We start from the raw sequence: 26,204 nt of genomic DNA on the forward strand, positions 1-26,204 counted from the left end.
GATGATCTTTACGCATCGAACTTTCACTGTTTTCTCCCTCGCGCGTTGAAGACCGCCTTGTAGTCAATGTTGTAGTTAACCCTTCCCAATACCGGGTTATAGTAATAATGCATCTGGAACGGGCCAGATGGGCTGTCGAATGTCTTGGAGGAATACTTACCCCAGTCGGAGATGTTGCCGCCGTCCGACGCTAGCTCTGCCAGCACCTTCGGATTACTAAGCTTATCTCCATCGATCGCCCGCTTAGATCCCTGAACGACACTCGCCTTCAATTCGCCCGACTCGGTGAATACTTGCGAATATGTTTGCTCGCCCATCAACTGACGCGCAAGCGCATCGCCAGCAGCAGATCCGGAAGGACATGTACTGGAATTATGAACCAGAACCGGCGTCTCGCCCGCCAGCACATAATACGTGTGCAGGTCGTTGACGGTCAGGTTGTACATATCAGCAGCGCCGGCAATTGCGACTACTGCCACGATGTTTACGTCGCGACCAGTGTCAGTGACGAGCGTATGCCCCGGAGTGAGCTGTCCCGCCGGCACCCAAGTGCGGATGGTGTCATCCCAGAATGGATGCCTAGAGGTGGTGTGTAGAGTTTGAGTCCCCTCCTCGCCACTCTGGATCCTCAGGTCGACTAGATCGTCGTCGTAGTTGATCAGCTTGGCATCCACATCACGCGGACCTTGACGCTCTCCCGTCGCGGGATCGGCCGCCTCTACCCTGTCGCCGACTTTGATTTCACCTATGGGCTTCAGCTCGCCGTCCCCCATTAGAACTAGAGTGTCAGGGGAGAAACTGCAATTTACGAATTTGCTTCCCACTCGCTCTTCTTTGGAAAGCAGGACACCAGCCCCAGCACCGCCACCGACAACGGCGCTACCGCCCGAGGCTCCTCCATCCAGAATGTCGAACACGGCATCTGTGCAGCTGATTACATTGGCGAGACAGGTGGCGGACAGATCGACTGCCCCAGCGACGACAACCGGAGCGGCAGCCACACCGAGGGCTACGAATGCCGCACCGTATACGACAGCGCAGCTGAATCTACTCTGGCAGCCACGGCTCACCGGCGGTGCGTTCGTCACCGTCGTCTGAGCTACATAATGGCTCGGGGTGTCGTGATCGCAGCTGACTCCGGATCCGTAGACGCACACTCCATTACTGGATCGCCCGCTGACAGGGCGCTGCAATGCCTTTTTCGAGTTTCCTTGGGCTGCCCATATTTCGTCTTCGGTTCTGAGCCCTCCGCCGTTCCTCTTTCGGGCGTCGTCGCGGTTTTGCAGCGTCTTTTGGCCGCCGTTGCCGTTGTTGCCGCCGCTGTCGAACCAGCCGCCTCCGTCGTTCATGCCTTCGATGAGGTGGAGGCCGGAAGGATCGGAGTTTCCGATCGGGTTTCCGTTGGAGTACGTGTATCCGTTCATCTGGAGCGGGTCGGCGATGTCGATGACCGGGTCGATAGAGATGAAGCGGCCGGTGGTCGGGTCGTATTCGCGCGCGCCGATGTGGGTGAGACCGGTGGTGTTGTCGTCGTTGCCGGTGCCGAGGAAGGTGCGGCTGCCGGGCCAGCCGCCGGGCTGGGTGCCGCGCGGGTTTCCGTAGGGGTCGGACTTGCGGCGGGTGACCGTCTGGCCTGTGGACTGGTCGACGGAGGTGGTGGCGGTGCCGTGGTGGTCGGCGAGCTGCGCGGTTAGGACGTGGCCGGTGGCCTGGCCCTTGGTGCGGCGGATGGTGGTGGCGCCGGGGCCGGCGTAGTAGCGGACGGCGTCGACGGCGTCGCCGTTCTTGTTGACGGTGATCTCGGATTCGCCGAGGTAGAGGGTGCGGCTGCTGCCGTTGTCCTCGATCAGGCGGTTTCCGGAGGCGTCGTAGAGGTAGGTGGTGGTGTTGTTGAAGCTCCACTGCTGGTTGGCGCCGCCGTTGCACGCCCACAGTTTGAGGTCGGTGCCCGCGGTTTCGTTGGCACCGGGTACGTCGACGCACTGGCCCGTCGCTGGGTTCTGCAGGCTCTTGTCCGCGGTGCGGTAGACGAACTTCTGCTTGTCGCTGCCGTCACAGGTAGACAGGACCAGGGTGCCCGCGTTGCTGGTCAGGCACTTGCCGAGCGCCCGGACGGTGTCGCCGGACAGGCGCCACTGCTGGGCCTTGGTCTCGTTGCAGTACCAGATCTGGATGGGGGTGTTGTCGGCGGCGTTGGCGTTGTCGACGTCGAGGCACTTGCCCGACAGGCCGACGACGGCGACAGCTCCAATGCCCGGACTGGTGGCCGAGGTGACCTTGTTGCGGCGGTCCCAGTCCACGATCTGGATGTCTCCGCCGATGGTGCGGCGAGTGGTGTTGCCGGAGGGGTCGTAGCCGTAGGTCGACTGGGAGTTGATCGTCGAGCCGGGCTTGCGGGTGACCGCGTCGACCTTGGAGAGGGCGTGAGGGTGGGTCGTGGTGGTCGGCTGGGTGCCGTTGCCGGTGACCGTGACGCCGTAGGAGTATGTGTACTCGTCGTCCAGGGCCGTGTTGGTCAGGTCGTGGTCGACGAGCTTTGTGCGGTTGCCGATGGCATCGAAGGAGTACGACTGCCAGTAGCCGTCACCGTCCGGACCCGGCGTGACGTCGTTCAGGGAGGGGCCGGTGCAGTTCTCGGTTTTGCCGGTCCAGGCCTGGGTGAGCTGGCCCATGGGGTCGTAGGCGTAGCACTGGCGGTCGGTGCGGCTGCCGGGCTGGCTGTCGGTGATGGAAGTGATGTTGCCGGCGGGGTCGTACTGGTAGGAGACGTCGCTGATGCGGTTGGGGTTGGCGGTCTCCCGGTCGGTGATGGAGTTGGTGATGCGCCCGGTGTTCGGGTTGTAGTTGTTGGTGGTCCACACACGCTGCGGGGCTGCGCCGGTGGCGGTGCGCAGGACTTCGCCGAAGGGGCTGTAGACGGTGTCAGCGGTGTACCAGGACAGGCCGGACATGGTGATGGGCTGGCCGTCGCCGTTGTAGCGGGTGACGAGTTTTTCTGCTGCAAGGCCGCCGGGGGTGGCCGGGAGGGTGGTGGACTGGATCTTGCCGGTGGGTGTGTAGGTCGTGCTGTAGGCGTAGCTGCCTGCCAGGCCCTTGGCGGCCGGGACGTCCGGGATCGTGATCTTGGATCCGGTGGGGCGGTATTCGGTGTCGTAGCCGGTGACCTCGCTGGTGAATGGCTGGCCGTCGTAGTAGCGGGTCGAGGCGACGGGCTGGCCCTTGGCACCGGGGAGGGAGTCGAAGGTCCAGGATGCGACGAGGGGTCCGTTGGCGGCGTCGTCGCGGGTCTCGGTCTTGCGGCCGAGGACGTCGTACGTCGTGTACTGGGCGCGGCCGGTGGAGTCCTTGGTCCAGATCTGCTGGTCCAGGTTGTTGTAGCCGAACTCGGCCTGGCCCATGTCCGGGTCGTTGGACGAGGTCATGCGGCCGCGGGCGTCGTAGGCGTACGTCCAGTTGTTACCCGCCGGGTCGGTGACCTTGGAGAGCTTGTTGCGGACGTCGTAGGCGTAGCTGGTGGTGTTCCAGGTGGTCAGGTCCGTGGACGTGGCGTACTGGACAAGCGCGGTACGGCCGAGCGCGTCGGTCGTGGTCTTGGTGGCGCGGCTGCCGCTGAGCGGGGTCAGGCCGTCAGGGGACATGGCCGTGCGGGCGAGGGTCCAGTCGCCCTCGTAGCGGGTGGTGCTGGAGTACTGGGGGACGTCGGCGAAGAGGGTCGTCGTACGGACCGCGCGGCCGAGGCCGTCGTAGGCGGTCTTGGTTGAATTGGGAACCTGGAAGACGGACTCCGGGACGAAGATGTGCCTGTCCGGGTCGCCTTCCGCGTAGTACCCGTTGTTGGTCTGGCGGACGGTGCCGTCGGCGCTGTAGAAGGTGTCCGTGATCAGGCGGCCGCCGCCGAGGGCTTCGGCCTGGGACTGGCGCGGGCGCAGCAGGCCGTCGTAGATCACGACCGAGCTGGTGTAGGTGCCGTTGTCCTGCAGCGTGCTACTGGTGACGACGGGCGGCTCGTGCTCGGCGATCTGGTAGGCGAAGGTATACGCAGCCCTGTCCGTCCCCGGCTTCTGAGACGGCGTCCAGACCGCGGTGCTGCGGCCGAGACTGTCGTAGGACGAGGTGACCTTACGGCCGTTGGCATCGGTGGTTTCGAGGACACTGCCGCGGCCCGGATCGACCTTGGTCAAGCTCACGTGGCCTGCGACGTTCGTGGCCGTCGTGCTGAACGCCGGTCCCGATGCAGGGTTGAAAGCCGTGGTGGCAGCCTTGCCTGACGCGTCGTACACCTTGACAGTACGGCCGAGAGCGTCGTATTCCATTCGCGCGGTCGTCACCCAACCAGTGCCGACGGCGTCGAGGGTGTCGACCTGGTAGGCCAGACCCTTGACCGGGGCAGTGCCAAAGGCGTTGACCGCGTCGTATGACGTGCGCGCATCAGAAAGCACCGTGCCAGTCGCGGACTGAGAGCAGTCACCCTCTGTTGTCCGGGCCCGCTGAACCAGTCCGATCAGGTACTTGGCCGTGTTGTGCACATACGTGGTTGTCTCGCACTTCTGGGCGGTGGTGGCCCAGCCGCCGGTGCCGTTGGGCGTGAGCGCCTCGGTCTGTGCCGTTAGCAGCAGCCCGTAGGTGGTATCGAAGGTGCTCTTAGTGCGGATGACGCGTGTTGACCCACCGCTGATCGTCTTGATGCTGTCCGTGCGCGGTGTGGTAACCCGGAAGGCTTCGAGTGGCGTGGTGCCATCGCGTGGGCGGGAAGCGGTCTTCTGGCTGGACTTCCAGCTCAGCGACCGTGCGGCGACGCTTCCGCCCGCCTTGCTGTAGGTGATCTCTTCGGCAGTCTGTCCCTGAAATGCGAGGAGGTCCTCACCCAGGTCCTCCGTACCGGTGGAGTCCTTGACTGTGACCTTCGGGCGCCCCGCGTCAGCGGAGATTCCGCGGAAGTAGCGGGTGCGGGTCTGTGACTCCTCTGTGGCGTCCGAGCTGCCGGTGTTGGCGGTTGCACCTTGCTTGACCACGACGCTCGCGTATCCGCGCCACTGGCTGTAGGTACGAAGTTCGGGCTTGGTGAACTCGTCGGTTTCCTTGGCCCAGGCCGCGTCACCTTCGTAGGTGTAACTGGTGACCACCTCGTCCTGGCGGGCCACCCGGTCCTTCTCTACCACGCGGTCGACGACGTACTTGTTGAACCACTGCAGTGGCGGCGTCTCCAGGTCCGGGTCGGGTGACCAGTGGACCGGGTAGCAGCGGGTGGTGTTCTCCTCGGGCTTCGGGTGCGTGCCACCGACCGGGCAGGGGTCGGAGTAGTCGGCGTAGATTTCTCCGCCGGTCTCCGTACGGATGGTCTCCACACGCAGGCGGTCGAAGTCAGGGGTGGCGTCACTCGCGCTGGTCGCGACCCGGTTGGGCATGTCCTTGACGTTGGCGAGGAAGGACACCGGCGGCAGCGTGGTGCTCTGCTGGTTGCCGTTGTCATCCTTCGTGGTGCCGTATCCCGTGTGGGTGATGGACTCCAGCCACAGTGGGGGGTGGGTGTCCGTGCGCTGCTTGGGGAAGGACTGGGTGAGGTTCCACCGGTCGACGAGCGAGAGGGCGGTGGAGCCTTCGGTGCGCTGGGCGTAGGTGGTGACCGCGGTCAGGCGCTTACGGGTCCAGAAGGTTGGCGAGCCCGTGTAGCAGTCCTTGTCGTCTGCCTTGCAGGAGAGCGTGGAAGGCGTGTCCCACCAGGGCTGCTTGTCTCCGTAGTTCTTCGACTCGAACTCGGTGTCCGAGCAGGTCGTCTTGCCTTCCTTGATGCATCGCTCTGCAACCGTGAACTCCACCTTGCCCGCAGGGGCGCCCGAGAGGTTGTCGGAACGAAGACCGTAGGTGATCTGGGTGGGGTAGCCGGCACGGTCGTAGGAGACCTTGGTCTTTGTCTTCCCATTCTTTGCGTAGCTGTTGGTCTCCTTGGCCCAGTCGATGATCATCGCGTTGCCATGGACGTCCTCAACGTAGTCGAGGTTCCACCTCCAGGCCTGAGTGCAGGCAGAGTCGGCAAAAGCCGCCTGGTAGCAAGGCTCACCCGCGTGGTTGCCGAAGACAGGGGTGGTCAGGACGGAGTTCGTGACCGGTCGGCTGCCCGCGCCGTCCACGTCGTGGCGGCCGAAGAAGTAGCGGGTCCCATCCCGCGTGGTCATGACCCAGTACTCACCGTCCTTTGCACCGTTGGGAACCGATGCGTCCGTCTTGCGCTCGATTTTCGAGCCGTCGTCGGAGGCCGGGATCCACTGGCCGGTGCTGGCGTCATGGACTAGCTCAGTGGTGCTGCCGCCGAAAGACATCACCACACTGTCGCCGGACCAGCACAGGTCGCCCTTCTTCTTGTCCGTGGCGTTGTCGTTGTTCGGCTTGCCCGGGGCCGCCTTCAGATCATCGCTGCAGGAACGGTAGCGCCGCTCGATGAACCCGGGCTCGTAGTCCCAGCCGTCACCGATCCAGGAAGCTTGGCTGTTGGCGACGGAGGTCTTGCCGTCGACCGCCTGAGACGAGTACGAGAAGCTGACCTTCGGGGCCGGGCCCGCCGGGGGTGCGGGCACGGCCAGGGGGTAGCTCCAGGAGAACCCTCCGCCGCTGCCGCCTGCGGTCCAGCTGCCGGACGCGGCCAGTGAGGTGGCCTTGTACGTGCCGCCCGCGCCGGAGGCCGAGTCGGATGCTGCAAGGACCATCGGGCCGCCACCGCCGACCGCCATGGTGCGCAGGCCCTGGCCCGGCGCGGTGGCCGGGTCGACGGTAGCGCGGACGGTGCCGGTGCTCGGGTCGTTTGTGCTGGGAACGTCCTTCGCCGTGGTGCACTCCGGAGAGTCCGGCGTGGTCAGGAAGCACTCCGGGAGCTGCTTCAGCTCCAGGCGAGTGGACCACTCTGTACCGAAGAGGTCTTCGAACTTCTTGTAGTCCAGCTGGACGTCGACGGGCGTCGAGCCGGTCGTCGGGGGCGTGACCTTGATGATCGCGCCGTCAACGGCAGCGGCCTCGGTGGCCGTGCGAGCCTCGACCGAGACACCCCAAGTACCCGATGGGTCTGCTGGGGTGGGGTTCGACTCGGTCGGCGAAGCCTTCCCGATGCTCACCGGCAGCGAGCCGGCCTGCACCAACTGAGTTCCACTGCCCGGGTTCAGAGCTACATCAACCGATCCGGCAGCAGGCGGAGCCACCTTGGACGGCTCGTAGCCCGCAGGCGGCTGCACCGGCGCGCCGTCCCAGCCCTCCAGCTTGGCGGCGGCGACCTTGTCGAGCTTAGCCTTCATCTCCTTCTGGAGACCAGGCAGTTCGATCCCGCCGCGGTCCCCCGGTGGTGCCGCCCAAGCGGCGCTGGGCAAGAGCCCGGCGACGAGGAGCACCGAGAGCGTGACCCCGGTGCGTCTTGCCATGCGACTGCGCACGGCACGCGCCTGCCCATTTCTGGGCAGGCGGAAGTTGTTCGCCGAGAACGGCGACATGTGGACCCCCCACGCTCTGCCAGCCGCGCCTATGGCAGACGGGTGGCAGGAAACCGACAAATTTGAAGTTGATTCTGCGTGCACGGATAGCAATAAATCCATAGCCGCATGCGGGATGTGGGCATGGTCACCTTATTCTCCACAAATATACGCACAAATATCGCATACCGCGCCATCCCTGGCTCTCTTCTATCGCTGGCAGGGGTGACGGAACGGGGCGTGATGGTTCATGCTCACCTCGCACATTTATGCGCGAGGGCCGGCGGGGAGCATCCCTTTCGCATTCAGTCGCCACGACTTCATTACCGCCAGCGCCGAGGGCCGCCGATCCATGCGCCCGAGGGGGAGAAGAGCATCATGATTGCCAGAAATAAATCAAGCGAAAATCCGCCAACTCCACCATTCCAAGGAAGAGTTGGACCGACTGCTTCCGGATCGTGTAAGCGCCGCAGGGCCACCGGCGTCCTGGCCACACTGTTGGCCGTGGCCGTGGCGGTGCCCGTCGGTTTCCAGCTGACGAAGAGCGCGCCGGAGGCCGGTGCGGAGCCGCAAGTAGATACGGGCAAGCCGGTCACCGCGGCGCAGGCCCGGCAGCGAGCGAAGGAGTCTGGCAAGGAGGTCGAGGTCACCGCCGACCGGACCGCGAACACCACGAGCTGGGCGCAGCCGAGCGGGCAGTTCAAGGCGCGGGTGTACAACAGCCCGATCCGAGCCAAGGTCGGCAACGACTGGAAGCCGATCGATACGAACCTGCAGCGGGTGGAAGGCGGTTACACGCCAAAGGCGGTCAATGAGCGGGTGGTGTTCAGCGCGGGCAGCAGGCCCGCCACGCCGACGGGTACCGGCACCGATGGCCAGCGGGCCTCGCGTTCCGTGTCACGGGCCAACCTGAGAACGGGCCTGAAGACCGACACACCAGCTGCCCCCGGCACGACCTGGACCGACTTGGTCCATCTCACCGTCGACGGCCACAACATGGTCGTGAGCTGGCCCGGAGCCCTGCCCGAGCCCGTCATCGACGGGCCGCGCGCGCTGTACGAGAACATCCGCCCCGGCATAGACCTGCTGATGACGGCCCAGGACGGCGGCTACTCCCACCTGGTCATCGTCAAGGACAAGCAGGCCGCCGCCGACCCGCTGCTCGGCGAGCTGAACTACCGCCTCTCCTCCCCCGACCTGAGCTTCCTCCTCGACGCTCCGTCCGGCGCGGTCAGCGCGCGTGACGCCAAGAACGAGGAGATCGCCGGCGCCCCCACCCCCTACATGTGGGACTCCGCAGGAAAGATCGCCACCACCCAGGGCGAGGCCCAGCTCGCCCCCGGTCCGGTCGCGAAGGACCATCCCTCGCTCGGCCTGCCCGGCATTCGCGGCGCCGAAGGCGGACACGCCGCCGTGGCCAAGACCTCCCTCACCACGGCCGACAACACCAACACGCTCAGCATCAAGCCCGACACCGGCCTGCTGAACGACGCCGACACCATCTACCCCGTCTTCGTCGACCCTTCCTTTAAGGGCCACAAGCACAGCTGGACTCTCCTATACAAAACCGAGGGCTCCTCCAGCTTCTACAATGGGCAGAACTATAACGCGGCCGGTACATCCGAGGCCCGCATCGGATACGAATCGACTTCCGGCGGCACGTCCCGCTCCGTATTCAATTTCTATTTCGACAGCACCCTGTTCGGGGCGGTGATCAATTCCGCACACCTGCGCGCCCTGCAAACATATTCATGGTCATGCGAATCTAAGCCATTCGATGTCTACAGCACGCCCTTCATCAACAGTTCCAGCACCTGGGACAACACCAACACAACTGCCTTCTGGGCCAAGCGTGTCGGCGGTGGCAGCGCCGGATACGGATACAATAGCTCCTGCCCGGACAACTGGGTCGGCGTCGACATCAAGAACACCATCACCGAGGCTGCCGCCAACAAATGGCAGGCCGTATCCCTGGGCCTGCGGGCGCCGAACGAGTCGGATTCCTACCTCTGGAAGAAGTTCCAGGCCAACGGTGAGAGCGCCCCGTACATCGAGGTCGAGTACAACAAGCCCCCGGACACCCCGGTGCAGTCGAACATGAGCACCTTCCCCGGCGGTCCTTGTGCCACTCGTGAGCCGATCCCCAAGGTCGGCAAGACCAACGTGACCTTCCAGACCAAGGCCACCGACGGCGACGGCAACCTCAAGCAGATCCAGTTCCGGTTCTGGTCCGCCGACGGCACCCAGTCCATCCCCGGCGAAACCAGGAACACCAACAGCGACGGCGTCGCGACCGTCGAGCTCGCCTGGGACAAGTTCACCCCCGGCAAGACCTACTACTGGCTCGCCCAGGCCATCGACGCCGACGGCTGGTGGTCCGGCAGCGGCCCCAACGACTCCGGCGGCGGCGGATGGTGCACCTTCACCGTCGACCACACCGCACCCAACCCCCCGGCCGTCAGCTCCGACGACTTCCCCGCCCCCGGCCCCGACGGCGCCGAATGGAGCAAGAACCCCCTCGGCCCCGGCAAGATCACCGTCACCGGCGCAGGCACGCCCGCGGCCGACATCCGCGAGTACCAGTGGAGCCTGAACCGCTCCACCTACAACATGAAGACGGTCCCCGCCGCAGGCCAGGACACGGTCACCCTCGACATCACCCCTGACAACACCGGACCGAACACCCTCTACGTCCGCACCGTCAACAAGGCCGGAAACATCTCCACCACCACCCTCTACCTCTTCTACGTCCGCCCGGGCGCCGGCCAGGACAAGCCCGGGGACGTCACCGGCGACGGCTACACCGACACCTTCGCCATCGACCCCGCCGGCAACCTGCGCACGTACGCGGGCGACAAGACGGGCGACATCGACGGCTGGCTGCCCGGCGCCACCGACGCCGGAAAACCCGTCCCCAACGGGTACTGGAAGGACCCGGCCACCGGCAAGAGCGCCCTCATCACCCACTCCACCGACTGGTTCCCCGGCGACGGCCTCACCGACCTCATCGCCCGGATGCCCGACGGCAAGCTCTACGTCTACCCCGGCGACGGCCTCGGCCACGTCGACATCAGCCGCCGCATGGAGATCCTGCTCCCCGCCGGATCCCCGGACATCAACACCCTCACCCAGCTCATCGCGGGCGAGGACGTCACCGGTGACGGCATGCCCGACTTCTTCGCCCTCGGCGACAACGGCGACACCTTCTGGGCCTTCACCGGCTATACGGGCGCCAGCTTCTCCACCGTCAAGCAGATCGGCGGCGCCGGCTGGAAGCAGCGCGACATCGTCGGCGTACGCGACGTCTCCGGCGACGGCGTCCCCGACCTGATCTTCCGCGACGAATCCATGGCCAACCGCGGCCTCGCCCTGCGCAAGGGCAAGCCCAGCGCCACCGGCGGCGTCGACCTCGCCTCCCTCGCCTCGGAAGCCGCCTCCAACGGCGCCAAGGACATCACCTACGGCACCACCGGCTGGAACCGCGCCACCTGGCCCCTCCTCCGCGGAGTCCCCGACCTCACCGGCGACGGCATCCCCGACCTCTACCTCACCAACACCAACGGCATGCTCTACCTCTTCAAGGGAGGCACCACCGCCATCGGCGGCGCCGCCGTAGGCACCGGCGGCAACGTCGGCGAAGACGGCTGGAACACCTTCCCCGCCATCGGATAACCGCACGCACGCACCACGCCCGATGAGAGCGCCCGGCCGCGCATCCCCGGCCGGGCGCTCGGCCGCACATCTCTTGGTACATGCTGTTGATCAATGCGCCCCCCACGCGAAGGGCAGGCCTACCGGCCGGGTATCCGCCTTTGCCGGTCATGCGGGCCCGCCTATGAGCTGGAGCCGCTCCCGAAGTCCTTCGACAGGATCGGCAGCGACTTACCTCACGGGGCCGCACCGGAAACTTCCCAAACTCCCACGTCGTAAAGCTAGTACGGATAGCGTGCCGACCATGAGCACAACGGACGTGATCGCTAGCCTCGCGCTCGCGGTGTCGGTCGTCGCAGCGGTCGGAACCATCGGCGCCTGGCGGGCTGCACACCACGCCCACCAGGCGGCAGTGATCTTGTCCCGCATCGAGGAGGAACGGCTGCACTCCGACCTCACACCCGTCTTCCGATACCAGGTAGTGGCAACGAAGGCCGCTCGGACGGAATGCTCCGCCTCCACCTCGACGGGCCTCCGGGCCTGGAACCGCGAGGACCCATCGAGGTGACCGTCTCGATCCGTAACGACAACCCGTGGAGGGGCACTGGTCCTCAGCTCGCCGGGGGCCCTTCACAGGAGGATGTCCGAGCCACGGTGTGGGGGCCTTGGCGCTTCAGCGCGGATGGCTGCGACCCCCGGGGCCGGGCGGTCGCCCCGCAGAACCTGCACATTGGCGAGTGGACCCAGTACGCCCTCACCCCTACGCTGCGACCCACGTGGGTCACGACAGGGGCGGATCGCTGGCAGCAGGATTTCCAAGGTGCGCCTGTGCGTGTGCTGGTAACCGCGCGCACGGGAGGCGACATGTGGAACGTGCCTCTTGTGATCTCGGTGACCGTCGACGGGGCCTCCTGACCGTCCATCTCCGAATCACGCCGTCTCGGGGAGCGGCACCTGCGGGGTCTCAGAGTCAGCCTCGGGCATTCCGAGGTAAGCGCGCACTGCCGCGTTGTCGCCGGTTGCGTCGGCGAGGCGGGCTGCGGCGTCGAAGGCCCGGGCCTGGATGCGTTCGATCTCGTGGGCGTCGTCGATCGGGTATCCAGCGTCTTGGAGCATGCGCACGCCGGTCTCGGCGGAGATCACACCGGCGCCCACGCCGTTGACAACTTCCTCGAAGATGGCGGCTCGGTCGGTCGGGGTGTGGGGACCCCAGGCCAGTTGGGCTGGCGCCGACTCCCCTGCGGGCCAGCCCTGTGCCTGACCGGCTTGGTGGAGGCGCTGCACCATGCGCAGCATGATCGCGTACTTGTGGGCCCGGGCCAGGCGCATGCCGCCGACGAGGGAGTCAAGCGGCCCGAGAGCGAGGGCGAGTGCGTACCCGGAAGACAGGGCGGTGGGGTCGAGCGTGCCAAGGCCCGCGGCGGTGATGCGGCTGTTGGCGGCGATGCGGTCGAGGAGGTGATCGACCCTGGAGCGGAGTTCGGCGAGCTGGGCGGAGGTGTCGAGGACATCCATGCGACCGCCGTCGTTGAGCTGCCACACCGTGCCCGCCCGGACCTTCACAGGCAGGGGCTGGCCCGTGTTCCGGTCGATCGGGAGCCTGGCGCCGGCGAGTCCGATGGTCGGGGATCCCGTCGTGGCGCTCGCTCCATCGTCTTGGACGGGAAGCCACAGGCCGGATGAAGGAGGTCTCGTCACACTGGACATTAGACGTGAAATTCAGCCAACCTATCCTAATATTCCCTCAGTTCGTCAGCGGATTGGATCGGTGATCTAGCGGGCTGCTTCGCGGGCGGAGCGGCCGACGCCGATCGGCGCGGGGGAGGTTGGCCCGGTCCAGTCGCCGTAGCCGTAGCCGAACAACTACAGACACGGCTCGCCCACCGCACGGGTGCCGACAGTTGCGATACGGCCGCGGGCGCCGCGCAGTCGCAGTGCCGCAAAGGGGGCGAGGGCGAGGAGGAAGTCGGTGCACAGCTGACCGCGTCCGCCCAATCGATCCCATTCACCGTGGGGCAGGTGAACATCGGCCTGGGGGTGAGGAGTCCGGCGTCGCGGGCGGCGCGTACGGGCGGAACGGCTACGACATCGCCGAGGGAGGCTACGACGCCTCCGGTGTCGCTTCCGCCTCCGTAAAGGGCGCGTCGGTGAGGGTCACGTGGACGAAGAGCGCCCGGCCGTCGACGCCGTCGGTGAGGTATCGCAGGGGACGCTGGATCACCCAGATCAGCTCGACGCTGGCGATCGGGAGGTCGGCGGCGATCTGACGCCAGGAAGCTTCACACCAGGAGCCGACCCCCTTTCGACTAAGCCCGCGCCCTACCGCCCTAGCCAGCGAGGCCTTGGTCCGTACAGCGGCGACCCGGCACCCGGCGCCACCGTGACGTCGGCCACAAGCGCCTTCGTTCCTCAGCTCCGTGAGAGGCGACCGGGGCGCCCACGTCGTGGGAGACCGGTCAGTTACGGGCCGTTTCCTGTTCGGGCTGTAACGGCCTGGGCGGACTCACTGGACCCGACTTCGCAATACGGGTGAACCCCCCCCACATCGGACAGAATCCCGTCCCCTGGCTCGTCCCCTGGAGCACCAGAGGAGGTACGCGTGAGACGGGAGGTCCAGATTCAGGACGGTCCAGGACCACAAGCATGCAGGTCAGAACGTTCCTGCATGCCTGCGAAGGAGTGGGGCGGGTGGGACTCGAACCCACGGCCGACGGATTATGAGTCCGCTGCTCTAACCGGCTGAGCTACCGCCCCTCACGGCGCGTCGCGCACATTTGTACGCGCCGTCTGCCGCAGCATAGCCGCTCATACGATCTCCTGCCTCGGATGCCTCGCATGATCGGCTTGGCCTGCTCAGAGAGACCGCGCGGCGGGCTGCCCGGTTCCCGAGCGGGACAAAAAAGAAGAGGACCCACCGGGTCCTCTTCTTCATCGCTCCCCCGACTGGACTCGAACCAGTAACCTGCCGATTAACAGTCGGCTGCTCTGCCAATTGAGCTACAGGGGATCGCGCTCCCCCGACTGGACTCGAACCAGTAACCTGCCGATTAACAGTCGGCTGCTCTGCCAATTGAGCTACAGGGGATTGCTGCGTGCGCCAAACAGTCGACCATCGGTGGTGCCGAGGGGCGCTCGTTCGTTGCGAGACATAGATTAGCGCAAGCAGGGGGGTGCTCCGCCAATCGGTATCGGCAGCAGTTGGCCGGGCGGGCCGGGTGGGCCGGGCACCGACACTTCGAAGGGCGGCAGGCATGCGGTACAAGGTCACGTTCGTGGTGGGGCTGGCCCTCGGTTACGTGCTCGGCACCCGCGCCGGGCGCGAGCGCTACGAACAGCTCAAGAAGTCGGCGCGGGAGCTCGCCCAGAACCCCGCCGTGCGCAACGCGGCCGAGACCGCCGGGCAGAGCGGACGGCAGTTCGCGGGCAAGGCGTTCGCCGCGGTGGGCGACAGGGTCGGGGGCGTGGTCCCGGGCGCGCTGGCCGACCGGGTGCGGGGGCTGCGGGGCCGGGGCTCCGGCGCCGACGACGAGTGGGGCACCAGCAACACCTGATGCCGGTGGGGCGGGCGGGACGGGCAGGGCCGACGGGACCGCGCCGGACGCGACGGCCCGGCGGTGCGGCAGAATTCACCCCATGGGGATAGTCGCCGGGCTGGACAGCTCTTCCACCTTCACTCGCATCGTCGTATGCGACACCGACACGGGCGCCGTGCTGCGCCAGGGGTACGCACCCCATCCACAGCAGGGAGCCGGCGAACCCGACGGCGCGAACCCCCACGAGACCGACCCGCAGGCCTGGCTGCTCTCCCTCGGTGAAGCCGCGGGCGGCGGGCTGCTCGAAGGGGTGCAGGCCATCGGGGTCTCCGCGCAGCAGCACGGGCTGCTCGCGCTGGACAACCAGGGGGCGCTCGTACGGCCGGCCCTGATCGGCAACGACAAGCGCGGCCAGGTCGCCGCCGCCGACCTCATCGAGGCGCTCGCCACCGACGGCCACGGCGGGCGCGGGGCCTGGGCGGAAGCCGTCGGGTCCGTCCCGCAGTCCGCCCAGCCGGTCGCCAAGCTGGCCTGGCTGGCGCGCACCGAGCCCGAGGCGGCGCGGCGCGTGGCGGTGCTGATGTCCCCGCACGACTGGCTCGTCTGGCAGTTGCTGGGCCGCCCGGCCCGGCGCACCACCGACCGCGGCGGCGCCTCCGGCACCGGCTGGTGGTCGGCGGCCACGGCGTCCTACCGCCCCGACCTCGTCGAGCTGGCGCTCGGCCACCGGGCGATGCTGCCCGAGGTGCTCGGTCCGGCCGATGCCGCGGGCACCACCCCGGAGGGCCTGCTGATCTCCGCCGGGACCGGCGAGACGATGGCCGCGGCCCTGGGCCTCGGGCTCGGCCCCGGCGACGCGGTGGTCTCCCTGGGCGCCTCCGGTTCCGTGATGGCCGTGCACCACGAGGCGCTGTCCGAGGCGAACGGCCTGATCACCTCGCTGGCCGACGCCGCCGGGATGCACCTGCCGGTGGTGAACACCTCCAACGCGGTACGGGCCCTGCGCGGCACCGCCGACATGCTGGGCACCGACCTGGAGGGGTTGTCCGACCTGGCCCTGAAGTCGACGCCGGGCGCGCACGGGCTCGTCCTGCTGCCGTACCTGGAGGGTGAGCGGACCCCGAACCTGCCGCACGCCGCCGGAACCCTGTCGGGGCTGCGGCGCGACTCGATGAAGCCGGAACACCTGGCGCGGGCGGCCTTCGAGGGCATGCTCTGCGGGCTGGTGGACGCGCTGGACGTGCTGCGCACGCGGGGCGTGGAGATCCGCCGGGTCTTCCTGCTGGGCGCGGCGGCCGGGCTGCCCGCGGTGCAGGCGGCCGCGCCGGGACTGTTCGGTACGCAGATCGTCGTACCGCAGCCCGCGGACTACGCGGCGCTGGGCGCGGCGCGTCAGGCGGCGTGGGCGCTGGGTGTGGCGCAGGGCACACTGACCCCGCACACCCCGCCGGTGTGGCCGGCCCCCGCGGGGCAGGTCTTCGAACCGGGCGAGGACCTCGCGGTGTGGCAGGCGGTGCGCCAGCAGTACGTGACCACGCGCGAGCAGATCCACCCGGGCGCGTTCCAGGGCTGATCCCCGGGCCGGGACGCGGGCGGGACGCGAGCAGGGCGCGAGCGGGACACCAGGGACCCGGCCTAGGACTTGTGGGCCGGGTCTACTCCTTTTGACCTGGCTTTGCGAAAAGCAGTGGGGATCACGCCTCCGATTGGCCGAAGATGGGGTGAACCCCCTCGATCTTGCCGACCGGAGCCTGCGCGTGCTCATACGACTTCTGCGGACCCATCTGGGTCCGTACCGGAAACCCATCGCCCTGTTGGTGCTGCTGCAGCTGCTGCAGACCAGCGCGAGCCTGTACCTGCCCACGCTCAACGCGGACATCATCGACAACGGTGTCGTCAACGGCGACACCGGCTACATCCTGTCCTTCGGCGCCCTGATGCTCGGCGTGTCCCTCGTGCAGCTGGTGTGCAACGTCGGCGCCGTCTACTTCGGCGCCCGGACGGCGGCCGCGGTCGGCCGTGACATCCGCGGCGCGGTGTTCGACCGGGTCCAGAGCTTCTCCGCCCGGGAGCTGGGCCACTTCGGCGCGCCCTCGCTGATCACCCGTACGACCAATGACGTCCAGCAGATCCAGATGCTGGTCCTGATGTCCTTCACCCTGATGGTCTCGGCGCCGATCATGTGCGTCGGCGGCATCGCGATGGCCCTGTCCCTCGACGTGAAGCTGTCGGGCGTGCTGGCGGCGGTGGTGCCGGTGCTCGGCGTCGCGGTCGGGGCGATCGTCTGGAAGACGCGTCCGCTGTTCCGCCTGATGCAGACGCGCCTGGACACCGTGAACCGGGTGCTGCGCGAGCAGATCACCGGCAACCGCGTGATCCGCGCCTTCGTCCGCGACGACTACGAGAAGGACCGCTTCCGGCAGGCCAACGCCGACCTGACCGCGGTCTCCCTCGCCTCCGGCAAGCTGCTGGCGCTGATGTTCCCGACGGTCATCCTCGTCGTGAACATCTCCAGCGTCGCCGTGATCTGGTTCGGCGCGATGCGCATCGACGGCAACGGGATGGAGATCGGCCAGCTGACCGCCTTCCTCGCCTACCTGATGCAGATCGTCATGTCCGTGATGATGGCCACCTTCATGTTCATGATGGTGCCGCGCGCCGAGGTGTGCGCGGAGCGCGTCCAGGAGGTCCTGGACACCGAGACCAGCGTGACGCCGCCCACCGATCCGGTGCGCGAGCTGGCCCGGCACGGGCAGCTGGAGCTGCGCGGGGCCGACTTCCGCTACCCGGGCGCCGAGGCGTCCGTGCTGCGCGGGGTGGACCTGGTGGCGCGGCCGGGCGAGACGACCGCCGTGATCGGGTCGACGGGCAGCGGCAAGTCCACGCTGCTGGGGCTCGTACCGCGACTGTTCGACGCGACGGGCGGCGAGGTGCTGGTCGACGGCGAGGACGTACGGCGCCTCGATCCGGCGCTGCTGGCCAAGACGGTCGGCATGGTGCCGCAGAAGCCGTACCTGTTCTCCGGAACCGTCGCCTCCAACCTGCGCTACGGACGCCCCGACGCGACCGACGAGGAACTGTGGCAGGCCCTGGAAGTGGCCCAGGCCAAGGAGTTCGTGTCCGAGCTGGAGGGCGGCCTGGAGGCCCCCATCGCCCAGGGCGGAACGAACGTCTCCGGCGGCCAGCGCCAGCGCCTCGCGATCGCCCGCACGCTGGTGCAGCGCCCCGAGATCTACCTCTTCGACGACTCGTTCTCGGCCCTGGACTACGCGACGGACGCAGCGCTGCGCGCGGCGCTCGCCCGCGAGACCGAGGACGCGACCGTGGTCATCGTCGCCCAGCGGGTGTCCACGATCCGCGACGCGGACCGGATCATCGTGCTGGACGAGGGGCGGGTGGTGGGCGAGGGACGCCACCACGAACTGATGGCCGGCAATGAGACCTACCGGGAGATCGTGCTCTCCCAGCTGACGGAGGCGGAGGCCGCATGAGCGGGCCCGGTGGACGGATGATGATGGGACCGCCGACGACGCGGTCCCTGGACTTCAAGAATTCCGGCAAGCGGCTGCTGGCGCAGCTGACGAAGGACCGTGCCCCGCTCTGGGGCATGATCGTCGCGGTCGTCGGCAGCGTCGCCTGCTCGGTGGTCGGTCCGAAGATCCTCGGCCGGGCGACCGACCTGGTCTTCGCGGGGATCGTGGGCCGGAACATGCCGCGCGGCATCACCAAGGAGCAGGCCCTGGAGGGCCTGCGCGCCAAGGGTGAGGGCGGCATGGCCGACATGCTGTCCGGGACGGACTTCACGCCGGGTCAGGGCATCGACTTCGGCGCCATCGGCGTGGTCGCGCTCTGGGCGCTGGCCGCCTTCGTGTCGGCCGGTCTGCTGATGCTGGTGGCGACCCGGCTGGCGAACCGTGTGATGAACGGCACCCTGTACCGGATGCGCGAGGAGCTGCAGGACAAGCTCTCGCGGCTGCCGCTGTCGTACTTCGACCGGCAGAAGCGCGGCGAGGTGCTCAGCCGGGCCACGAACGACATCGACAACATCGGGCAGACGCTCCAGCAGACGATGGGGCAGCTGCTGAACTCGCTGCTGACGATCGTCGGTGTGCTGGCGATGATGTTCTGGATCTCGCCGCTGCTGGCGCTGGTCGCGCTGGTGACGGTGCCGATGGCGGTCTTCATCGCCGCGAAGATCGGCAAGAAGTCGCAGCCGCAGTTCGTGGCGCAGTGGAAGGTCACCGGCACGCTCAACGCGCACATCGAGGAGATGTACTCGGGGCACACGCTGGTGAAGGTCTTCGGACGCCAGCAGGAGTCCGCGGCGGTCTTCGCCGAGCAGAACGAGGCGCTGTACCGGGCCTCCTTCAAGGCGCAGTTCGTCAGCGGGATCATGCAGCCGGTGATGTTCTTCGTCTCGAACATCAACTACGTGCTGGTCGCGGTCGTCGGCGGGCTCCGGGTCGCCTCGGGCACCCTGTCGATCGGTGACGTGCAGGCCTTCATCCAGTACTCGCGCCAGTTCTCGATGCCGCTGACGCAGCTCGCGTCGATGGCGAACCTGGTGCAGTCGGGCGTGGCCTCGGCGGAGCGGGTCTACGAGCTGCTCGACGCCGAGGAGCAGGAACCGGACGCGGCGGTCCAGGACTTCCCGGAGGAGGTCCGCGGCGCGGTCTCGCTGGAGAAGGTGTCGTTCCGCTACGAGCCGGACAAGCCGCTGATCGAAAACCTGTCGCTGTCCGTCGAGCCCGGCCAGACGGTCGCGATCGTCGGTCCGACGGGTGCGGGCAAGACCACGCTGGTCAACCTGCTGATGCGGTTCTACGAGGTCACGGGCGGCCGGATCGCCATCGACGGGGTGGACATCGCGAAGATGAGCCGCGAGCAGCTGCGCTCCGGCATCGGCATGGTGCTCCAGGACACCTGGCTGTTCGGCGGCACCATCGCGGAGAACATCGCCTACGGCGCCTCCTCCGCGCGCGAGGTGACGCGCGCCGAGATCGAGGAGGCCGCGCGCGCCGCGCACGCGGACCGCTTCATCCGCACCCTGCCGGACGGGTACGACACCGTGCTGGACGACGAGGGCGCGGGCGTCAGCGCGGGCGAGAAGCAGTTGATCACGATCGCCCGGGCGTTCCTGTCCGATCCGGTGATCCTGGTGCTGGACGAGGCGACCAGCTCGGTCGACACGCGTACGGAGGTGCTGATCCAGAAGGCGATGGCCCGGCTGGCGGCCGGCCGTACGTCCTTCGTGATCGCGCACCGGCTGTCCACGATCCGCGACGCGGACGTCATCCTGGTGATGGAGGACGGCTCGATCGTGGAACAGGGCACGCACGAGGCGCTGCTGACGGCGGAGGGCGCGTACGCGCGCCTGTACGCGGCGCAGTTCGCGCAGGCGGTGGCCGAGGTCGACTGACCCGGCGGGTCGGGTCGGCCGGCCCGGCGGGTCGGGTCGCGGTGTCGCGGGTCAGGGGGCGTCCTTCGGGGCGCCCCCTTCGCCCGTTCGTCCCCTCTCAGTCCAGGTAGCCGCGGAGCTGGTCGGCGAAGGCGTGGTCGCGCAGCTTGTTGAGGGTCTTGGACTCGATCTGGCGGATCCGCTCGCGGGTCACGCCGAAGATCCGGCCGATCTCCTCCAGGGTCCGGGGGCGGCCGTCGGCGAGCCCGTAGCGCAGCTGGACCACCTTGCGCTCGCGTTCGCCGAGGGTGGAGAGCACGGCCTCCAGGTGTTCGCGCAGCAGGAAGAACGCGGCGGACTCCACGGGCGAGGCGGCGTCCCCGTCCTCGATCAGGTCGCCGAGGGCGACGTCGTCCTCCTCGCCCACGGGGGCGTGCAGCGAGACCGGCTCCTGGGCGAGCCGCAGCACCTCCAGGACCCGCTCGGGCGTCAGCTCCAGGTGGGCGGCGACCTCTTCGGCCGTGGGCTCGTACCCGCGCTCCTGCAGCATGCGGCGCTGCACGCGGACGACCCGGTTGATCAGCTCCACCACGTGGACGGGCACGCGGATGGTGCGGGCCTGGTCGGCCAGTGCGCGGGACATGGCCTGCCGGATCCACCAGGTGGCGTAGGTGGAGAACTTGTACCCGCGGGCGTAGTCGAACTTCTCAACGGCCCGGATGAGCCCGAGGTTCCCCTCCTGCACGAGGTCGAGCATGGTGAGCCCGCGGCCGACGTACCGCTTCGCGACCGAGACGACGAGCCGCAGGTTCGCCTCGATCAGGCGGCGCTTGGCCATCCGGCCCATGACGACCAGCTTGTCGAGGTCCAGGACGAGACGGGTGTCGAGGCCGCTCCCGGTGCCCAGCTTCTCCTCGGCGAACAGCCCCGCCTCGACGGCCCGCGCGAGTTCGACCTCTTCCTCCGCCGTGAGCAGCTGGATCCTGCCTATCTCGCGCAGGTACTGCCGGAACAGATCGGCGGAGGGCCCGCCTCCGGCACTGCTGTCGCTGCGCCTGCGCTGCGTCGGCACCAGCTCGATCGACTCCGGCGCCTCGGGCTCTTCGTCCACGGCCTCGACCTCGGGCTCGGGCTCTTCCGCGGCGTCTGCGGCATCCGGCGCCACTGCGGGTTCGGTCACGGACAGGGTCTGGGTCTGCACGGGGGCGACCTCCAGGGCTCCGAGGACTCAGGCACCGCAACTCAGTGTGGGGTACGACACATCTCTGCCACGAGGGGCGTGCGGACACTTTCTGAGTCCGGTGCGTGACCGGATGGTTACCCCCCGACGAGAACCCCGATGCGGGTCGGACGCATGTCCGAGATGATCGGCACCATGTCCTCGTACGAAACCCACGTGACCGTGCGCTGCCCGGATCCGGCGGCCCTGGCGCGCCTCGAAAGCTGGTCCGGCGAGCGGCGGTTGAAGCTGACGCACATCGTCCTGACCCGGGGCCGGATGGTCTCGCAGCCCATGCTGACCCTGCCGGACCGCACGGGGTACCGGGCCCTGCTCCCCGAGCTGCGGATGGCCGGATTCGATCCGGTGCGGGTCAAGGTGGAGACGGTGCCCTGGACGACGCACCTCCCGGGCCCGGGAGGCGGCTACTTCGAGCACCACCTCAGGCTGCGCCTGCCGGCCGCCTTCGACCGGACGGCCCTGGAGGACCTGGTCACCCCGCACGGGGCCCACCTGTCGTGGAACGCCCGCCGGGTCCTGGGCGACGGGGACCACCACGAGCGGTTCGTGACCCAGCGGTGCCGCGGAACGCGGGGGGCGGCCGCGTCGGCCTGCGCGGCGCTGGTCGCGGAGCTACGGGAGGCGGGCTACGAAGTCAGCTCGGAGGAGCGGGAGTTCGTGCTGTACGACAGCGACCCGTCGGTGGACGACGGGTGGATCGAGGACGAATGGACACGGGAGGGCGCGCGATGAGCGGTACGGAATGGAAGCCGTCGATCCCCGGCGGGCCGGACGACCCGGCGGAGCCGGAGTCGGAACAGCGGCGGCGGGCGGACGAATACCCCCGGACCCTGGTGACGGGTGACGGGGGCCCCGGGGGCAGGGACAGGGACCGGGGCGGCGTGGGGTTCGACCCGGCCCTCAAGCACTTCGCCGGTGCCTACCGCCCGCTGGACCCGGCGATCTCCGACCCCGCGGAGCGCGAGGCCTGGCTCCGGACCCGGCGCACCGCCATGGAGATCGCGCTGCGGGCCGTCGCCGCCTCGGGCTGGGCGGACTCGCTCGTGCTGCGCGGCAGCATGCTGATGAAGCGGTGGTTCGGCCCGGCGGCGCGGGAGCCGCACGACCTGGACTTCGTCGTCGTCCCCGCCGACTGGCGGATCGAGGAGGAGCGGACGGGCCGGATGCTGGCCGAGATCGCGGCGGCGGCCGAGGAGCTGGCGGGAGGGCCGCACGGCGGCGAGGGGGACGCGGGGCAGGGCGCGGGGCCGGTCATGCCGGCGGCGGCGGCCGTCTCGGAGTACATCTGGACGTACGAACGCGTCCCGGGCCGCCGCCTCGTGCTCCCCTGGTCGGCGCCGGGGATGCCCGGGGGTCAGGTCCAGCTGGACTTCGTCTTCAACGAGCCGCTCCCCGTCGTGCCCGAACCGGTCCGGGTCGCCGGGGTCCGGCTGCTCGGCGCCACGAAGGAACTCTCGCTGGCCTGGAAGCTGATGTGGCTGGCCTGCGACATGTACCCGCAGGGCAAGGACCTCTACGACGCGGCGCTGCTGGCCGAACACTGCGCCCTGCCCTACGCGTTGCTGGAGGACGTGTTCCGGCGGTCCGGGGAGTGGGAGGCCGAGGGCGGCCTGCTGCCGATCACCCCGGAGGCGTTCGCGGGATTCGCGAACGCCGACTGGGACGAGTTCCGGAAGGAGTACCCCGGGCTCGGCCCGGCCGGACCCGACGACACCGCGGAGGGGTGCGCGCGGCGGCTACTGGCCCGGCTGGGGCCGGTCTTCGAGGAGGCCGGGCGATGACGGCGATGGCTGCGGTGACGGGGCCTCCAGGCGGACCGCGCAGACCTTGAATTCCGGCATCCGGGAGACCGGGTCCAGGGCCGCATTGGTGAGGGTGTTGGCGCGGCCCTCGCCCGGCCAGTGGAAGGGCATGAAGACCGTGTCCGCGCGGATGGTGTCCGTGATGCGGGCCGGGACGACCACCCGGCCGCGGCGGGAGACCACGGCCAGGGGGCGGCCCTCCTGCGCGCCGACGCGGGCCGCGAGCCGGGGGTGGAGTTCGACGAAGGGGCCGGGGGCGGCCGCGTTCAGCTCGTCCACCCGCCGGGTCTGGGCCCCGGACTGGTACTGGGCCACCACCCGCCCGGTGGTGAGCAGCACCGGGTACTGCGCGTCCGGCATCTCGGCGGCGTCCCGGTGCGTGACCGCCACGAACCGGGCCCGCCCGTCCTCGGTGGCGAACCGGTCGAGGAAGAGGCGCGGCGTCCCGGGATGCTCCGGGCCGGGGGAACCCGCCGGGGCGTCGGGGGTGGCCGGGGCGTCGGGGGTGGCCGGCGCCTCTGGGGCCGCCGGGCAGGGCCAGAAGACGCCCTGTTCGGCCTCGATGCGGGCGTAGGAGATGCCCGCGTAGTCGGCGGGGCCGCCGGACGAGGCGCGGCGGAGTTCCTCGAAGACCTCCTCGGGGTCGGTGGGGAACCCCTTCTCGACCCCGAGGCGGCCCGCCAGCCCGTGCAGGACGTCCAGATCGCTGCGGACCCCCGGCGGCGGGGTGAGGGCCCGGCGGCGCAGCAGCACGCGGCCCTCCAGGTTCGTGGTGGTGCCGCTCTCCTCGGCCCACTGGGTGACGGGCAGGACCACGTCCGCCAGGGCCGCCGTCTCCGACAGCACCACGTCGGCGACGGCCAGGAAGTCCAGCGAGCGGATCCGGTCCTCGATGTGGGCGGCGCGCGGGGCGGACACCACCGGGTTCGAGCCCATGAGGAGCAGGGCCCGGACGTCGGTGCCGAGCGCGTCGAGGAGTTCGTACGCGCTGCGCCCGGGTCCGGGCAGGCTGTCCGGGTCCACCCCCCACACCCCGGCGACGTGTGCGCGGGCGGCCGGGTCGGTCAGCTTGCGGTAGCCGGGGAGCTGGTCGGCCTTCTGGCCGTGTTCGCGGCCGCCCTGGCCGTTGCCCTGGCCGGTGAGACAGCCGTAGCCGGAGTACGGGCGGCCCGCGCGGCCCGTCGCCAGGCACAGGTTGATCCACGCGCCGACGGTGTCGGTGCCCTTGGACTGCTGCTCGGGCCCGCGGGCGGTGAGCACCATGGCGGTGTCCGGGGCGCAGAACATCCGGACCGCCTCGCGGAGCCGGGGCACCGGAACGCCCGTGAGGCGTTCCACCAGTTCCGGCCAGTGGGCCATGGCGGCGGCCCGGGCTTCGGGCCAGCCGGTGGTGCGGGAGGCGATGAACTCCTCGTCGGTGTGCCCCTCGGCGACCACGAGGTGCAGCAGGCCGAGCGCGAGCGCGAGGTCGGTGCCGGGACGCGGGGCGAGGTGCAGGTCGGCCTGGTCGGCGGTGCGGGTGCGGCGCGGGTCGATGACGATCAGCGTGCCGCCGTTCTCCTTCAGCTCGGTGAGGTAGCGCAGGGCGGGTGGCATGGTCTCGGCAAGGTTGGAGCCGACCAGGATCACGCAGCCGGTGCGCGGTATGTCCTCCAGGGGGAAGGGCAGACCCCGGTCGAGGCCGAAGGCGCGCTGGTGGGCGGCGGCGGCCGAGGACATGCAGAAGCGGCCGTTGTAGTCGATCTGCGAGGTCCGCAGGGCGACCCGGGCGAACTTGCCGAGCGCGTAGGCCTTTTCGTTGGTGAGCCCGCCGCCGCCGAACACCCCGACGGCGTCCGGCCCGTGGGTGCGGGCCGTGCGGGCCAGGCCCTCGGCGACGGCGTCGAGGGCCTCCTCCCAGGTGGCCGGTGCCAGCTGCCCGGCGTGGGTGCGCATCAGCGGCTGGGTCAGGCGCACCCGGGAGGAGAGCACGGCGGGGGCGGCGCGCCCCTTGCCGCACAGCGCGCCCCGGTTGACGGGGAAGTCCGTGCGCTCCTCCACCACCACGCTCGCGCCCACGCCCTCCGGGCCCGGCTCGGGTCGGAGGTTCATACCGCACTGCAGGGCGCAGTACGGGCAGTGCGTGGCGACGGCTCCGCCCGCGGCCGGAGCCCCGGCAGGGCGCAGCCGCGAGGTGCTGCCAGTGCTGTCGGCGGTGCCGGAGGGGTCGACGTCCCGAGGGTGCATACGGCCACCCTGCGGCCGGGCTGTTACGCGGGCCGCCGCGCCCCGTTACGCCTCCGGTTCGGCGGCCTCAGCGCCCGGTTCACTGCCCGGTGAGGTGGCGGACGGTGAGCCCGGCCGTCCAGCCGCCGTCCACGGCCAGCTCGGCACCGGTCATGTAGCCCGCGGCGTCGGAGAGCAGGAAGGCGATGGCCGCGGCTATCTCCTCGGGGGCGCCGACCCGGCCCATCGGGGTGCCGGGGTACTTGCCCTCTCCGGCCTCGATGCCGACGGGCGCCGTCATCGGGGTGAGCGTCATGCCCGGGTGGACGGAATTGACCCGGATCTTCGCCTCGGCCAGCTCGACCGCTCCGATCTTCGACAGGCCGCGCACCCCCCACTTGGAGGCGCCGTACCCGGCGGTGAGCGCGAGGCCGGTGAGGCCCGCGGCCGAGGAGATGTTGACGATGGAGCCGCCGCCCTGCGCCCGGAGCACCGGTATCGCCGTCTTGATGCCGATGAAGACACCGACCAGATTGATCTCGACGACCTGGCGGAAGTGCTCGACGCTCTCGTGTTCCAGGAACTGGCCGGTGGATATGCCCGCGTTGTTGACGAGCCCGTCGATCCGGCCGAACTCGGTGAGCGCGTGGTCGAGGGCGGCCTGCCAGTCGCTCTCGCTGGTCACGTCGTGCCGGATGAAGCGCGCGGCGGCGCCGAGCTTCTCGGCGGTGGCGGCGCCCTCGGCCTCCAGCACGTCGGTGATCACCACCTTGCCCCCGCCGTCCACCACGGCCCGCGCGGCCGCGGCGCCCAGTCCTCGGGCCCCACCGGTGATGACGACGACCTTGCCGCTCAGATCAACCACAGCCACGGTTCCACACCTCTTACAGACAGGGATATGACTAATCGGCATATACACGCCAA

13 protein-coding genes, 3 tRNA genes and 1 pseudogene are annotated in these 26,204 nt (G+C 68.9%); 8 read left to right on the plus strand and 9 right to left on the minus strand.

Annotation, left to right across the window (positions count from 1 at the left end):
* Positions 1 to 23 precede the first annotated feature (23 nt).
* Entirely contained in the window at positions 24 to 7,472 is a 7,449-nt protein-coding gene (locus tag OHS33_RS11300; RefSeq protein ID WP_330330259.1) for a ricin-type beta-trefoil lectin domain protein, read from the minus strand.
* A 483-nt stretch (positions 7,473 to 7,955) separates the two neighbouring features.
* Between OHS33_RS11300 and OHS33_RS11305 the strand changes: the two genes are divergently transcribed.
* The gene (locus tag OHS33_RS11305) at positions 7,956 to 11,123 is read left to right on the plus strand and encodes a DNRLRE domain-containing protein (RefSeq protein WP_330330260.1); all 3,168 of its coding nucleotides are present in this window, start codon (positions 7,956 to 7,958) and stop codon (positions 11,121 to 11,123) included.
* A 283-nt stretch (positions 11,124 to 11,406) separates the two neighbouring features.
* Entirely contained in the window at positions 11,407 to 11,670 is a 264-nt protein-coding gene (locus OHS33_RS11310) for a hypothetical protein (protein WP_330330261.1), read from the plus strand.
* A gap of 362 nt (positions 11,671 to 12,032) precedes the next feature.
* Here OHS33_RS11310 and OHS33_RS11315 read toward each other — a convergent pair whose 3' ends face one another.
* The 5 genes and pseudogenes from OHS33_RS11315 to OHS33_RS11335 all read right to left on the minus strand — a co-directional run bounded on the left by OHS33_RS11315 (position 12,033) and on the right by OHS33_RS11335 (position 14,187).
* Positions 12,033 to 12,665 (minus strand): hypothetical protein, encoded by a 633-nt coding sequence (locus tag OHS33_RS11315; RefSeq protein ID WP_330330262.1) that lies wholly within the window; start codon positions 12,663 to 12,665, stop codon positions 12,033 to 12,035.
* 210 nt (positions 12,666 to 12,875) lie between these two features.
* Positions 12,876 to 13,377: pseudogene (locus tag OHS33_RS11320) on the minus strand (pyridine nucleotide-disulfide oxidoreductase); the annotation flags it as partial.
* Between the two features lie 405 nt (positions 13,378 to 13,782).
* Positions 13,783 to 13,856 (minus strand) — tRNA-Ile (locus OHS33_RS11325).
* A 180-nt stretch (positions 13,857 to 14,036) separates the two neighbouring features.
* Positions 14,037 to 14,109, minus strand: a tRNA-Asn gene (locus tag OHS33_RS11330).
* 5 nt (positions 14,110 to 14,114) lie between these two features.
* Positions 14,115 to 14,187 (minus strand) — tRNA-Asn (locus tag OHS33_RS11335).
* Between the two features lie 166 nt (positions 14,188 to 14,353).
* Here OHS33_RS11335 and OHS33_RS11340 point away from each other — a divergent pair.
* The 4 genes from OHS33_RS11340 (at position 14,354) to OHS33_RS11355 (ending at position 20,054) form a co-directional block, all read left to right on the plus strand.
* Positions 14,354 to 14,653: a YtxH domain-containing protein gene (locus OHS33_RS11340; RefSeq protein WP_330330263.1), complete on the plus strand. Its 300-nt coding sequence runs from the start codon at positions 14,354 to 14,356 to the stop codon at positions 14,651 to 14,653.
* An 82-nt stretch (positions 14,654 to 14,735) separates the two neighbouring features.
* Positions 14,736 to 16,208 (plus strand): FGGY family carbohydrate kinase, encoded by a 1,473-nt coding sequence (locus OHS33_RS11345; protein ID WP_330330264.1) that lies wholly within the window; start codon positions 14,736 to 14,738, stop codon positions 16,206 to 16,208.
* 184 nt (positions 16,209 to 16,392) lie between these two features.
* Positions 16,393 to 18,126: an ABC transporter ATP-binding protein gene (locus OHS33_RS11350; RefSeq protein ID WP_330330265.1), complete on the plus strand. Its 1,734-nt coding sequence runs from the start codon at positions 16,393 to 16,395 to the stop codon at positions 18,124 to 18,126.
* Complete coding sequence (locus OHS33_RS11355) at positions 18,123 to 20,054, plus strand: ABC transporter ATP-binding protein (protein WP_330330266.1); 1,932 nt, start codon at positions 18,123 to 18,125, stop codon at positions 20,052 to 20,054. Before OHS33_RS11350 ends, OHS33_RS11355 begins: the two co-directional genes overlap by 4 nt.
* Before the next feature lie 97 nt (positions 20,055 to 20,151).
* Here the strand turns inward: OHS33_RS11355 and OHS33_RS11360 are convergent, their stop codons facing one another.
* On the minus strand, positions 20,152 to 21,249 hold the full coding sequence (locus tag OHS33_RS11360) for an RNA polymerase sigma factor (protein ID WP_330335009.1): 1,098 nt from the start codon (positions 21,247 to 21,249) through the stop codon (positions 20,152 to 20,154).
* Between the two features lie 138 nt (positions 21,250 to 21,387).
* On the opposite strand from OHS33_RS11360, the gene OHS33_RS11365 reads away from it, so the two are divergent.
* Positions 21,388 to 22,005: a hypothetical protein gene (locus OHS33_RS11365; protein ID WP_330330267.1), complete on the plus strand. Its 618-nt coding sequence runs from the start codon at positions 21,388 to 21,390 to the stop codon at positions 22,003 to 22,005.
* Complete coding sequence (locus OHS33_RS11370; protein ID WP_330330268.1) at positions 22,002 to 23,054, plus strand: nucleotidyl transferase AbiEii/AbiGii toxin family protein; 1,053 nt, start codon at positions 22,002 to 22,004, stop codon at positions 23,052 to 23,054. Before OHS33_RS11365 ends, OHS33_RS11370 begins: the two co-directional genes overlap by 4 nt.
* Here OHS33_RS11370 and OHS33_RS11375 read toward each other — a convergent pair.
* Positions 23,010 to 25,166 carry a molybdopterin oxidoreductase family protein gene (locus OHS33_RS11375; protein ID WP_443065433.1) on the minus strand — a complete coding sequence of 719 codons (2,157 nt, stop codon included), beginning with the start codon at positions 25,164 to 25,166 and terminating at the stop codon, positions 23,010 to 23,012. The two genes, OHS33_RS11370 and OHS33_RS11375, sit on opposite strands and share 45 nt — an antisense overlap.
* A gap of 214 nt (positions 25,167 to 25,380) precedes the next feature.
* On the minus strand, positions 25,381 to 26,145 hold the full coding sequence (locus tag OHS33_RS11380; protein ID WP_330335010.1) for a glucose 1-dehydrogenase: 765 nt from the start codon (positions 26,143 to 26,145) through the stop codon (positions 25,381 to 25,383).
* Positions 26,146 to 26,204 lie beyond the last annotated feature (59 nt).

Source organism: Streptomyces sp. NBC_00536, assembly GCF_036346295.1.
In the GTDB taxonomy this organism is placed as follows: Bacteria; Actinomycetota; Actinomycetes; order Streptomycetales; family Streptomycetaceae; genus Streptomyces.